This is a genomic window from Pantoea anthophila (assembly GCF_006494375.1).
Taxonomy (GTDB): Bacteria; Pseudomonadota; Gammaproteobacteria; order Enterobacterales; family Enterobacteriaceae; genus Pantoea; species Pantoea anthophila.
On sequence record NZ_VHIZ01000052.1, the window covers coordinates 57,018 to 69,527 of the forward strand.

A 12,510-nucleotide genomic window follows, 5' to 3' on the forward strand; every position below is an offset into this window, starting at 1 on the left:
AAAAACGCACGGCCAATCACACTCTGGTTTATCATCGTAGTTAATCGAATGGCGATCCGATTTAATCCCGACACCCATTGTAAGGCGAACAATGTCATGCCACGCCTGAAGGTTCACTGAGGTTACTGTGCAGCTCACGAGTTTTACTGATTATGGCTTACGGGCCCTGATTTATCTGGCCTCGTTACCCGAAGGCCAGCAGACCAATATTACTGCGGTAACCGACACGTACGGTTTGTCGCGTAACCATATGGTCAAAATCATTAATCAGCTGAGCCGGGCGGGCTATGTCGCTGCAACACGGGGTAAAAATGGCGGTATTCGTCTGGGTATGCCGCCGCGTCAGATTGTGATTGGTGAAGTGGTCCGCAGGATGGAGCCGCTACAATTAGTCGATTGCCCCTCCTGCTCCATTTCGCCCGCCTGCCGTCTTAAACAGGCGCTGCATGATGCAGTACAGCGATTTTTGCAGGAGCTGGATAACTATACGCTGGCCGATTTGGTCGAAGGCAATACGCCACTTTATGAAATCATACTGTCCAAATCGCCGGCGGATATAAATATTAAATGACATCGGAGGAACCGTTATGTCAAAAGATCCTTTTCAGGATAGAGAAGCTGAAAAATACGAAAACCCTATTCCAAGCCGTGAATTTATCCTGGCTTTATTAGAAAAACGTGAAAAACCGGCCAGCCGTGAAGAGCTGGCTGAAGAGATGAATCTGCACGATGAAGAGCAGCTTGAGGCGCTGCGTCGCCGCCTTCGCGCCATGGAGCGTGATGGTCAGCTGGTCTTCACCCGCCGTCAGTGTTATGCCCTGCCAGAACGCCTCGATCTCCTGCGCGGTAAAGTTATCGGCCATCGTGATGGCTACGGCTTCCTGCGGGCGGAAGGTCAGAAAGATGACCTCTATCTTTCCGCTGAACAGATGAAATTCTGCATGCACGGTGACGTGATCCTGGCGCAGCCGCTGGGTGCCGATCGCAAAGGCCGTCGCGAAGCGCGCGTGGTCCGGGTGCAGGAACCCCGCAACAATCAGATCGTTGGCCGCTACTTTACCGATGCCGGTGCCGGCTTCGTGGTGCCGGATGACAGTCGCCTGAGTTTCGATATTCTCATCCCGCCAGAAGAGACGATGCAGGCCCGTATGGGTTCCGTGGTGGTGGTGGAGCTGGTGCAGCGCCCGAACCGTCGCAGCAAAGCGATCGGTAAAGTGATTGAAATCCTCGGCGAAGATATGGGCACCAGCCTGGCCGTGGACATGGCGCTGCGCACCCATGAAATTCCGCACACCTGGCCGCCGCAGGTAGAAGCCCAGATCAGCCAGCTGAAAGAAGAGGTGCCGGAAGAGGCGAAAAAAGGCCGCGTCGATCTGCGCAAACTGCCGCTGGTCACCATTGATGGTGAAGATGCCCGTGACTTCGATGATGCCGTCTACTGTGAGAAAAAGCGCGGGGGTGGCTGGCGTCTGTGGGTCGCGATTGCCGATGTGAGCTACTACGTTCGTCCGGGCACGCCGCTGGATGATGAGGCGCATCAGCGCGGCACCTCGGTCTACTTCCCGTCACAGGTGGTGCCGATGCTGCCGGAAGTGCTGTCGAATGGCCTCTGTTCGCTTAACCCGCAGGTGGATCGCCTGTGTATGGTGTGCGAGATGACCATTTCGACCAAGGGTAAACTGACCGGCTTCAAACATTATGAAGCGGTGATGAACTCCCATGCGCGTCTGACCTATAACAAGGTCTGGAATATCCTGCAGGGCGACAAAGAGTTGCGTCAGCAGTACGCGCCGCTGGTTAAAGATCTTGAAGAGCTGCATAACCTCTATCAGGCGCTGGATGCTGCACGCGAAGAGCGCGGCGGTATCTCGTTCGAGACGGAAGAGGCGAAGTTTATTTTCAACGCCGAGCGCCGTATTGAGCGGGTGGAACGCGTCTCCCGTAATGACGCCCACAAGCTGATCGAAGAGTGTATGATCCTGGCGAACATCGCCTCGGCACGCTTTGTGGAGAAAAATCAGGAACCGGCGCTGTTCCGCGATCACGATCGTCCGACCGATGAGAGCATCAAGAGCTTCCGTACCGTGCTCAATGAGCTGGGACTGAGCCTGCCAGGCGGCAACAAACCGCAGCCTGTTGACTATGCGGCGCTGCTGAAGCAGGTGGCCGATCGTCCGGATGCGGAAATGCTGCAGACCATGCTGCTGCGTTCCATGAAGCAGGCGGTGTACGATCCGGAGAACCGCGGCCACTTCGGTCTGGCCCTCTCCTCCTATGCTCACTTTACCTCGCCGATCCGTCGCTACCCGGATCTGACGCTGCACCGCGCCATCAAATATCTGCTGGCAAAAGAGCAGGATGAAGGCAAAGGGCTGGTTCAGCGCGCCATCAAGTACCTGATGCCGAAAGATCGCAGCGTCGCCAAAGATCTGACGACCGCGACCGGTGGCTATCACTATGACATGCCGCAGATGCTGCAACTGGGCCTGCACTGCTCCCTGACCGAGCGCCGCGCAGATGAAGCGACGCGCGACGTGGCGGACTGGCTCAAGTGTGACTTCATGCAGGATCAGGTCGGTAACGTGTTCAACGGCGTCATCTCCAGCGTCACCGGATTTGGCTTCTTTGTGCGCTTAAACGATCTCTTCATTGATGGTCTGGTGCATGTCTCCTCACTCGACAATGACTACTACCGTTTTGACCCGGTGGGTCAGCGTCTGATTGGTGAATCGGGCGGGCGCACCTATCGCCTGGGTGACACCGTGGAAGTGCGGGTGGAAGCCGTGCATATGGACGAGCGTAAAATCGACTTTGCCCTGATCTCCAGTCAGCGGCAGGTGCGTGGCGAAGGAAAAACCGCGCGCGACCGCGCAAAACGCGACGATAAAGCGCCAGCGAAGCGCCGTCGCGATGCGAGCCGTAAGTCTAACTTCGAGCCGGACGCCGCCTTCCGGGGAGGCAAAGGCAAATCTGCCGGGGCAAATAGCGAGAAAAAAAGTAAAAACGTCTCGGAAAAAACCCGTAAAATCGCCGCCGCCACAAAGGCGAAGCGCGCCAGAAGAAAGACTGAGTCTGACTGAGGCGCGTCACCGCCTTTTCTCTCCGGAGAAAGGGCGGTCATTCTTTTCATTTCCAACCACTGAGCAGATTGATGAGCGAAATTATTTTTGGTATCCATGCCGTGCAGGCGCTGCTGGAACGTGCTCCACAACGTTTTCAGGAAGTCTTTATCCTCAAAGGCCGCGACGATCGTCGCCTGCAACCCGTGGTCGCCGCGCTGGAAGCTCAGGGGATCGTCATTCAGCTGGCGGAGCGTAAATGGCTCGACAGTCAGGTCGAAGGCGGGGTGCATCAGGGCATCGTGGCACGGGTAAAACCCGGGCGTCAGTATCAGGAGGGCGATCTGCCGGATCTGCTGCAGAGCCTGGACAAACCGTTCCTGCTGGTGCTGGATGGCGTCACCGACCCGCACAATCTGGGCGCCTGTCTGCGCAGCGCGGATGCGGCCGGTGTGCACGCGATTATCGTGCCGAAAGATCGTTCTGCCCCTCTGAACGCCACCGCCAAAAAAGTGGCCAGCGGCGCGGCTGAAAATGTGCCGTTGATCCGCGTCACCAACCTGGCCCGTACGCTGCGTCTGCTGCAGGAGTACAACATCTGGGTTGTCGGCACCGCAGGTGAAGCTGACCATACCGTCTTCCAGAGCAAAATGACCGGCCCGATGGCGCTGGTGATGGGCGCAGAGGGTGAGGGCATGCGTCGCCTGACCCGTGAACATTGCGATGAGCTGATCAGCATTCCGATGGCGGGCAGCGTTTCGTCGCTCAACGTCTCGGTGGCCACCGGCGTCTGCCTGTTTGAAGCGGTGCGCCAGCGCAACGCCTGATCCCCGATGTGATCCTCGCCACAAATTAGTTTCTGTACCAGGCATAACCCCGCGTCCTTCGCATACTTACGGAGTGACATCCGCGAGGAGTGGTTATGACCTGGACAACACACACCGTTTTTAATCAGCCCCATCCTCTCAGCAACAGTAATCTGTTTCTTTCTGATACGCCGCTCAGCGAAGCCCTTTCCCGTGAGGGGGCCGGGTGGGATCGGGAATGGCTGACCTCCGTTGGCTCACAGCTCGGCGGGGCCGAGTCGCTGGAGCTTGGCCGGCTTGCCAATACTGAACCCCCTGAGCTGCAGCGCTATGACGCCCGTGGCGTGCGGCTGGATGAGGTCCGTTTTCACCCCGCCTGGCACCTGCTGATGCAGGGCGTCTGCGCCAGCCGCCTGCACAACCTCAGCTGGCAGCCTGCGGTTCGGGAACAGGCGAGCGTGGCGCGTGCCGCGCGCTTTATCCTGCATGCACAGGTTGAAGCGGGCACGCTCTGCCCGATGACCATGACACACGCTGCCATTCCGCTGCTGCAGACCTGGCTGCCCGCCGCATTTGAGGGCTGGCTCGATCCGCTGCTCAGCGACCGCTACGATACCCATGCGCAGCCCGGCGACCAGAAACGCGGCCTGCTGATCGGCATGGGAATGACAGAGAAGCAGGGGGGCAGCGATCTGCTTACCAGCACCACCTTTGCTGAACCGCTTGAGGCGCGCGGCCCCGGCGAAGCCTGGCGGCTGACCGGCCATAAATGGTTCTTCTCCGTGCCGCAGAGTGATGCGCATCTGGTGCTGGCACAGACGCCCGCCGGATTAAGCTGCTTCTTCCTGCCGCGACTGCTGCCCGACGGCACCCGCAATGCCATTCAGCTTGAACGGCTCAAAGAGAAGCTGGGCAATCGCTCGAACGCCAGTTGCGAAGTGGAGTTTCGCGAGGCGACGGGCTGGCTGCTGGGAGAAGAGGGTGAAGGGGTGCGGCTGATCCTGAAGATGGCCGGAATGACGCGCTTCGACTGCGCACTCGGCAGTCACGGGCAGATGCGGCGGGCCTTCTCGGTGGCACTCTGGCATGCTCACCAGCGTCAGGTGCAGGGGAAAAACCTCGTGGATCTGCCGCTGATGCGGCAGGTGCTGGCTCAGCAGGCGCTGCAGCTGGAGGGGCAGACTGCGCTGCTGATGCGCCTGGCGCGCGCCTGGTCCCAGCCGGCGAAACCGCATGAGGTCACCTTTGCCCGCTTATTTACCCCGGCCGCTAAGTATCAGATCTGCAAAGCGGGCGCGCCGTTTGTAGCGGAGTCGATGGAGGTGCTGGGCGGGATTGGCTACTGCGAAGCGAGTGAGCTGCCGCGTCTCTATCGTGACATGCCGGTCAACAGTATCTGGGAGGGGTCGGGCAACGTAATGTGTCTGGACGTCCTGCGCGTGCTCACACGCCAGGCGGAGGTGACTGAGATGCTGAATCAGGAGTTTGAGGCGGTAAAAGGAAGTAACCGGCATTTTGATGCGCGCTGGCGTCAGCTGCGGCTGAGACTCAGCCACATCCCTGAAGAGCAGGCGCGCGAGGTCACCCGCACGCTGCTGCTGCTGGCGACAGGCGCTCAGCTGCTGAAATATGCCGAGCCGCCGCTGGCCGATGCCTGGTGCCAGCAGTGGCTCGACCCGCGCGGTTCACGCCCGCTGGAAGCCGCAGTGACCGATCGTTTACTGGCCCGCGCCTGTGGCCGGTGACGCACCATAAAGAATCGCACTGGCGTACCACAAGCCAGGCATCACCGTTTCACTCAGCGCCACGATCTGATAGTAAACCGCTCCGGCCTGATTGGCCCGGGCGGCCACCGCCCGCTGGGCGTCATCCGGCGAGCCATGCACATTCACGGTGATATTACCCAGCTTCGGTAAGCCGCCACTCTGTGACCGTGAAATCTCCTGTGCCTGCTGCGTTGGGGCAGGCGGCGCTTCTGGCGTTGTCTGAAGGGCGGAACAGCCTGCCAGAAGCAGGCTCAGGATCAGTAAGTAAGCGGAACGCATAGCAAAACCCTTTTTCAGGACGAGACAGTAAGTGTATGTCATCGTCCTGAAGGCGGTCAGGCTTTAAGGCTGAATACGCTGACCAGCTGGGTGAGATGATGACCTTTATCACTCAGCGTCTGCGCACTGTTTTCCGCCTGCGCCACCAGCTCGCTGTTCTGATGGGTCGCCTGACTGATCTGATTCATCGCCAGATTAACCTGACCAATGCCCGCCGCCTGCTGCTGCGCCGCTACGTTGATCTCGCCCATCAGCGCCTGCACCTGCTCGATGTGCGTCACAATGTCACTCATCGCATCACGCGTCTGTTCAGAGAGCTGATGTCCCTGTGCCACGTTGCCGATGGAGGTGGCAATCAGCCCATCGATCTCTTTGGCCGCCTGCGCCGACCGCTGTGCCAGTGCCCGCACTTCTGCCGCGACCACGGCAAAACCGCGGCCCTGCTCACCGGCTCGCGCTGCTTCAACGGCGGCATTCAGCGCCAGGATGTTGGTCTGGAAGGCAATCGACTCAATCACATGGGTAATGTCCGCAATGCTTTGTGACGACACTTTAATCGCTGACATGGTGTTCACCGAGCGCTCCACCGTCTGGCTGCCGTGGCTGACGATTCCGCTGGCTTCCGCCACCAGGGACATCGCCTGACGCAGGCTGTCGGCGGTGTGTTCCACCGTTGCGCCAAACTGCTCCATGCTGGCGGAGGTCTGCTCGACGCTGCTGGCCTGACGTCCAATCTGCTCGCTGATGTTATGGCTGCTGACGGCGATGGTATCCGTACCGTCACTGATCTCCTGTGCGGCAACGCGCACCTGGCTGACGATTTTTTCCAGACCGTTTCCAATACCGTTAATTGCCACGATCAGCTGGCCTACCTCATCAGAGCGGGTGGTCTTCAGGTTGACCTGCAGATTACCGGCGGCATACTGCTCCGCCAGATGGATCACCTGCTGCAGCGGATGGGTAATGGCCCGGCGGCTGTACCAGACAAACCCCAGCGCAAAGATCACCACCAGAATCAGTCCGGTCATCAGGAACAGGTTACGGCTGTGGGTAATCGGAGCCAGCAGGCTGGCACGGTTAACTTCGCCGGTGATCACCCAGTTCCAGCCCGGCAGCTGCTGCCAGGCCAGGATTTTCTGCTCACCGTCAATTTCCACCTGCTGCATGCCCTGTGGCTGCGTCAATAGCGGCTGCAGGATGGCGCTATCCCAGCCGGGTTGTTTTCCTTCGTTGTGCTGGTCAAACAGATAGTTGCCCTGCGTCTTACCGGGCGTGCCGTTGAGCACAAAGAAATGACCGCTGTCACCCAGCCGGCGAGCCAGGATTTTTTCGCGCATCAGCGCATACTGCTTGTCAATGCCAACGCCGACGAAGAGGATGGCAACGACCCTGCCACTCTCATCCTTTACCGGCTGGTACTGCGTGATATAGCGGTGGCCGAACAGCGTGGCCAGGCCCTGATATGCCCTGCCTTCGTGAACGCTTTTCCAGGCGGCGCCGGTGCGATCAAGCTGAGTACCGATAGCCCGACTGCCATCCTCCTTTTTCAGCGAGGTGGAGATGCGGATAAAATCATCGCCATCGCGCACAAAAATCGTCGCCACCGCCGCGGTGCGGTCAGTGAAATCGTCGACGGCGACCTGATCGAGGTTCAGCGTTTTTAATCCGGCGCGCAGCACGGGCGTTGAAAATGCGCCCACCTGAATTCTGGCGCTGTCATCAAGGCTGAAACGCCTGGGTAAAAAGCTGATAAACAGATTGGTATAGTGGCTCACCTCTTCGGTGAGGGTGGCGTTGAACATGGAGGCCATTTCATTAATGCCCTGCACCTGATTGTGCATGTCATCGATGGCGAGATTTTCCAGCTGGCGTGAGGCGTTGTGGCTTTGAGTCAGGGTGAGTACCAGCAACAGCAGCGCAACGCTGAGAGACGTCAGTACAGACAGCTTAACTCCAAGACTCAGGCCGCTGAGAGAGAGACGCTTCATAAATTACCTTTGAACAAGTTATGGGGGTACACCATCAACGGCAGGGAGGGGGAAAAGTTTAGGGCGAAATCCGGCCGCTAAGCGCAGCGGCACGTTTCGTTAAATCATCCACAGCACGTACACTGAAGCGGCACGCTTTCACCCTATCAGGAGAGACGATGATCGAACTCACGACAGAAACGCTGGCCGGTATTGAATGCCTGCACGCCACGCCTGCCGGACAGGGCCAGGCTCCGCTGCCCACGGTGCTGTTTTATCACGGCTTTACCTCGTCGAAAGAGGTCTACGCCTACTTTGCGGTGGCGCTGGCGCAGGCAGGTTTTCGCGCGGTGATGCCCGATGCGGCGCGACACGGCGCGCGCTATGACGGTGATGCCGGGACACGCCTGGACCGCTTCTGGGAGATCCTGAAGCAGAACATTGATGAGCTGCCGCAGCTGGAAACGGCGCTGCGAGATGAAAATCTGATCGCCGGTTCGCGTTTTGCGGTGGCGGGGGCCTCGATGGGCGGCATGACCGCCCTGGGGGCCATGGCGCGCTACCCACAGATTCACAGCGTCGCCTGCATGATGGGATCGGGCTATTTTATGCAGCTCAGTCACTCACTGTTTCCGCCGCGGCTCCCCGATTCGCCCGACCGGCAGGCGAAATTTGCTGCCCGTATGGCGCCTCTGGCGGAGTATGACCCCTGCAACCGGCTCACGGCACTGGCAGACCGGCCGCTGCTGCTGTGGCATGGTGAGGCGGATGAGGTGGTGCCCTGGGCGGAAACCGAGCGGCTGGAGAGGGCCCTGCGTGACAATGGCCTGGATCAGCATCTGACGTCGCTGTCGGAAAAGGGGATTGGGCATAAGATCACCCCCTCCGCCCTGACGGCGCTGGTCAGCTTCTTTCGTCATCAGCTGTAAACGATGAACGGGCGGAGCAGGATGCCGCCGCCCGTGACGCGACCGGTACTTACCAGCGCGCAGCCGATTTCTCAGCTGGACTGACAGGCGCGCTGACCGGGTTTCGTTCCGGCCTGTCCAGCCGGTTAACGTAGACATAACCGGATGCCGCTTCACTGCTGTGACTTCTTATCTGCTGCGCACAGTCAGCATGGCTGGCAAGGGCGGGTGGAGACAGGAAGAGACCCAGGAAAGTGGCGATGACGAACGTTTTCATGCCCGACTCCTCACTTCAGGGAAGACACTCTGTGTGACGCCAGCGACCCTGTCGTGACGTCTGCTTTAATTTTAGCCACTGCCCCTGCGAACGCCAGATCGTCCCGCTGAACCTCTCTGTCAGCGTTTTTGAACGATCCCGCATTAACCCGCTGTTTTTACACTGTTCCCTTCCTGACCCACCGACTCTGCGTCCCCAGCCGCATTTTATTGAAATGTGCGCTTGAGTTTAGCCACGGTCGCCAGTATGATTACGCGTCAATTTTTCAGCCGCATTCTCAGGCTGTGTCCCACAAAGGCTCGTTACGGCGAACGGTTGTGGGACACAGCCTATAACGTTCCTTGCTTCCATGGGCCGCGGCTGACCCCGACAGGAGGCTGAATAATCCGTAAGGAGCAATTTCGATGCGTCATTACGAAATCGTATTTATGGTTCATCCTGACCAGAGCGAACAGGTTCCTGGCATGATCGAGCGTTACACTGGTGCTATCACTGGTGCACAGGGCACGATTCACCGTCTGGAAGACTGGGGCCGCCGTCAGCTGGCTTACCCGATCAACAAACTGCACAAAGCTCACTACGTTCTGATGAACGTTGAAGCGCCGCAGGAAGCGATCGATGAGCTGGAAACGAACTTCCGCTTCAACGACGCCGTTATCCGTAGCATGGTTATGCGCGTTAAACACGCGGTAACTGAAGCATCACCGATGGTTAAAGCGAAAGATGAGCGTCGTGATCGTCGCGAAGATTTTGCTAACGAATCCGCTGATGAGTCAGATGCTGGGGATTCTGAAGAGTAATCCATCGTGACGGTTAATCGACTGCGCTTGTCCGGCACTGTGTGCAGGACGCCGGTTCGAAAAATTAGCCCGTCAGGAATTCCTCACTGTCAGTTTGTGCTAGAGCACCGCTCAGTGCAGGAGGAGGCCGGGTTTTACCGGCAAGCCTGGTGTCGTATGCCGGTGATTATCAGCGGCAGCACCCATCAGGTGATTACTCAACATATAACGGTCGGCACGCAACTCACACTGGACGGTTTCATTAGTTGCCATCAGGCACGCAATGGCCAGAGCAAAGTGGTGTTCCATGCCGAGCAGATTGAATTGATAGATTCTGGAGACTAGCCTAATGGCACGTTATTTCCGTCGTCGCAAGTTCTGCCGTTTCACCGCGGAAGGCGTTGTTGAGATCGATTACAAAGACATCGCAACGTTGAAAAACTACATTACCGAAAGCGGTAAAATTGTCCCGAGCCGTATCACCGGTACTCGTGCAAAATACCAGCGTCAGTTGGCTCGCTGCATCAAGCGCGCGCGTTATCTGTCTCTGCTGCCGTACACTGATCGTCATCAGTAATCGGCAACTGTCCATTAACGACTTTAAGAGGATAAGGTAATGCAAGTTATTCTGCTTGATAAAGTAGCAAACCTGGGCAGCCTGGGTGATCAGGTTAACGTTAAAGCGGGCTACGCTCGTAACTTCCTGGTTCCACAGGGCAAAGCTGTTCCTGCTACCAAGAAAAACGTTGAGTATTTCGAAGCACGCCGTGCTGAACTGGAAGCCAAACTGGCTGACGTTCAGTCTGCAGCGACTGCACGCGCTGAGAAAATCAATGCACTGGGCACCGTGACCATCACGTCTAAAGCAGGCGATGAAGGTAAGCTGTTCGGTTCAATCGGTACCCGCGACATCGCTGATGCAGTTACTGCAGCTGGCGTTGACGTAGCGAAGAGCGAAGTTCGTCTGCCGAACGGCGTTCTGCGTACTACCGGTGAGCATGAAGTAGACTTCCAGGTCCACAGCGATGTATTCGCTAAACTGACCGTGAAGGTTGTTGCTGGTTAATTTTATTAACTGAGCACAACAAAATCGCCGGCCCTGTGCCGGCGTTTTTGTTTTTATGCCTTGCTCAGCTACTGCGCGCGGATAAAGCTGCCGTCTGTCTGACGGGTAAACAGCACCGGGCCCTCTGCGCCCTCCACCGTCAGTCCCGTTACCACACCCTGTGCATCCTGTCGGATTTTGACCTGCTGACCACTTTTCAGTGAGCTGAGGGGCTGATCGTTGCCTTCCACCCGCGCCATCGCAAACACATCATTGACCGGCAGGCTGTTGTCACGAAACAGCTGCGCCAGCGTCTGGCCGGACGCGATGGTCAGACTGCGCCACGCGCCCTGAGAGTCTGCTTTTGGCGTCTGCTGTGATGAGGAGGCCTGCCCGGAGCGGGTGTTATCGTAGATATCGGCCTGCATCGGCACCTCTTTCTCTGCGGAAGGCGTAACCGGCTGCTCGACCGGATAACGCGGCGTCGTGGCAGGCCAGAGAAACGCCACCAGCATAACCAGCAGCGCCGCCACAATGCCGCGACGGTGCGGTGCGGGCAGCGGTGCCATCCAACGGATGTCGTCGGTAAAATGCCAGATTCGCTGAAGCCATGTCGGCAGGCGGGATGACGTCTCAGAAGCCATGCGGGGTTCCTCCTCTCCGGCAGGCTGCGCTGGCCTGCGTGCGGCCAGCCAGTTCTGCAGCCGGGATATCATATGTGTTGCGCGCGTCCGGCGGCGTCGTGGGGCGATCTGGCCCATAGTTGCTCTCTTCTTCGTGTGCCACAGACGGGGGGTATTCCGTCGATAGTTATAGTATGGGCAATACTGGCGCGAAGTGCCTGCCAGCATTGATAAATCTGACGGCTCTATTGTTTCTCTTTCGCCGGGAAAAGTCATCTGCGATGCAGGGCATTTTACGCCAGCGGCCTGCGCTGCTATGCTGCCGGTTCGAATTTATCCGAGAGTGAAAGGAACGAAGATGACTACCCCTTCTTTCGACAGCGTCGAAGCACAAGCAAGTTACGGTATTGGTTTACAGGTTGGCCAGCAGTTGCTGGAATCTGGTCTGCAGGGGCTGCAGCCAGAAGCACTGCTCGCGGGCCTGCGCGACGCGCTGGAAGGGAACTCGCCTGCCGTACCGGTTGATGTCGTTCATCGCGCACTGCGTGAAGTTCATGAACGCGCTGAAGGCGTGCGTCGTGAGCGCACCGAAGCCATGGCAGCAGAAGGTCAGGCGTTCCTGCAGGAACATGCGCAGCGTGAAGGCGTGAACAGCACCGAATCCGGTCTGCAGTTCAGCGTGATTACTCAGGGCGAAGGTCCTATCCCATCGCGTCAGGATCGCGTACGCGTGCACTACACCGGCAAACTGATCGACGGCAGCGTGTTCGACAGCTCGGTGGCGCGTGGCGAACCGGCAGAGTTCCCGGTGAGCGGTGTGATCCCAGGCTGGATCGAAGCCCTGACCCTGATGCCGGTTGGCTCAAAATGGGAACTGGTGATCCCACAGAACCTCGCGTATGGCGAGCGCGGTGCGGGTGCCTCCATCCCACCGTTCAGCACCCTGATTTTCGAAGTGGAACTGCTGGAAATTCTGTAATTGCCGGACGCTGCAACCGCCC

General features: G+C 58.3%; 14 protein-coding genes. 10 read left to right on the forward strand and 4 right to left on the reverse strand.

Going from position 1 to position 12,510, the window contains the following annotated elements:
* Nucleotides 1–127 precede the first annotated feature (127 nt).
* From nsrR to FJW00_RS15595, 4 genes are all read left to right on the forward strand, one after another.
* Entirely contained in the window at nt 128–571 is a 444-nt protein-coding gene (gene nsrR / locus FJW00_RS15580; RefSeq protein ID WP_046102609.1) for a nitric oxide-sensing transcriptional repressor NsrR, read from the forward strand.
* 16 nt (nt 572–587) lie between these two features.
* Entirely contained in the window at nt 588–3,080 is a 2,493-nt protein-coding gene (gene rnr, locus FJW00_RS15585) for a ribonuclease R (RefSeq protein ID WP_046102608.1), read from the forward strand.
* A gap of 71 nt (nt 3,081–3,151) precedes the next feature.
* A complete protein-coding gene (gene rlmB / locus FJW00_RS15590; protein WP_009087460.1) occupies nt 3,152–3,886 on the forward strand; it encodes a 23S rRNA (guanosine(2251)-2'-O)-methyltransferase RlmB in 735 nt (244 codons plus the stop codon).
* 95 nt (nt 3,887–3,981) lie between these two features.
* Nucleotides 3,982–5,610 carry an isovaleryl-CoA dehydrogenase gene (locus FJW00_RS15595; protein ID WP_140924861.1) on the forward strand — a complete coding sequence of 543 codons (1,629 nt, stop codon included), beginning with the start codon at nt 3,982–3,984 and terminating at the stop codon, nt 5,608–5,610.
* On the opposite strand, the gene bsmA is transcribed toward FJW00_RS15595, so the two are convergent.
* Complete coding sequence (bsmA, locus tag FJW00_RS15600) at nt 5,584–5,910, reverse strand: biofilm peroxide resistance protein BsmA (protein WP_009087458.1); 327 nt, start codon at nt 5,908–5,910, stop codon at nt 5,584–5,586. The two genes, FJW00_RS15595 and bsmA, sit on opposite strands and share 27 nt — an antisense overlap.
* Before the next feature lie 56 nt (nt 5,911–5,966).
* Entirely contained in the window at nt 5,967–7,898 is a 1,932-nt protein-coding gene (locus FJW00_RS15605) for a methyl-accepting chemotaxis protein (RefSeq protein ID WP_140924863.1), read from the reverse strand.
* 158 nt (nt 7,899–8,056) lie between these two features.
* Between FJW00_RS15605 and yjfP the strand changes: the two genes are divergently transcribed.
* The gene (gene yjfP, locus FJW00_RS15610; protein ID WP_140924866.1) at nt 8,057–8,806 is read left to right on the forward strand and encodes an esterase; all 750 of its coding nucleotides are present in this window, start codon (nt 8,057–8,059) and stop codon (nt 8,804–8,806) included.
* Nucleotides 8,807–8,855: 49 nt separating this feature from the next.
* Here yjfP and FJW00_RS15615 read toward each other — a convergent pair whose 3' ends face one another.
* A complete protein-coding gene (locus tag FJW00_RS15615) occupies nt 8,856–9,062 on the reverse strand; it encodes a hypothetical protein (RefSeq protein WP_009087452.1) in 207 nt (68 codons plus the stop codon).
* Nucleotides 9,063–9,466: 404 nt separating this feature from the next.
* Between FJW00_RS15615 and rpsF the strand changes: the two genes are divergently transcribed.
* Genes rpsF through rplI form a run of 4 tightly spaced genes read left to right on the forward strand, consistent with a single transcriptional unit; the run spans nt 9,467 to nt 10,907 of the window.
* The gene (gene rpsF, locus FJW00_RS15620) at nt 9,467–9,862 is read left to right on the forward strand and encodes a 30S ribosomal protein S6 (RefSeq protein ID WP_009087450.1); all 396 of its coding nucleotides are present in this window, start codon (nt 9,467–9,469) and stop codon (nt 9,860–9,862) included.
* 6 nt (nt 9,863–9,868) lie between these two features.
* A complete protein-coding gene (priB, locus tag FJW00_RS15625; protein WP_140924868.1) occupies nt 9,869–10,186 on the forward strand; it encodes a primosomal replication protein N in 318 nt (105 codons plus the stop codon).
* A 4-nt stretch (nt 10,187–10,190) separates the two neighbouring features.
* Entirely contained in the window at nt 10,191–10,418 is a 228-nt protein-coding gene (gene rpsR / locus FJW00_RS15630; protein ID WP_002210155.1) for a 30S ribosomal protein S18, read from the forward strand.
* 39 nt (nt 10,419–10,457) lie between these two features.
* A complete protein-coding gene (rplI, locus tag FJW00_RS15635; RefSeq protein ID WP_058956512.1) occupies nt 10,458–10,907 on the forward strand; it encodes a 50S ribosomal protein L9 in 450 nt (149 codons plus the stop codon).
* 68 nt (nt 10,908–10,975) lie between these two features.
* Here rplI and FJW00_RS15640 read toward each other — a convergent pair whose 3' ends face one another.
* Nucleotides 10,976–11,647: a LysM-like peptidoglycan-binding domain-containing protein gene (locus tag FJW00_RS15640; protein ID WP_158526768.1), complete on the reverse strand. Its 672-nt coding sequence runs from the start codon at nt 11,645–11,647 to the stop codon at nt 10,976–10,978.
* A gap of 220 nt (nt 11,648–11,867) precedes the next feature.
* On the opposite strand from FJW00_RS15640, the gene bamJ reads away from it, so the two are divergent.
* Nucleotides 11,868–12,488 carry a BamJ family beta-barrel-assembly machinery protein gene (bamJ, locus tag FJW00_RS15645; protein ID WP_009087442.1) on the forward strand — a complete coding sequence of 207 codons (621 nt, stop codon included), beginning with the start codon at nt 11,868–11,870 and terminating at the stop codon, nt 12,486–12,488.
* Nucleotides 12,489–12,510: the final 22 nt, after the last annotated feature.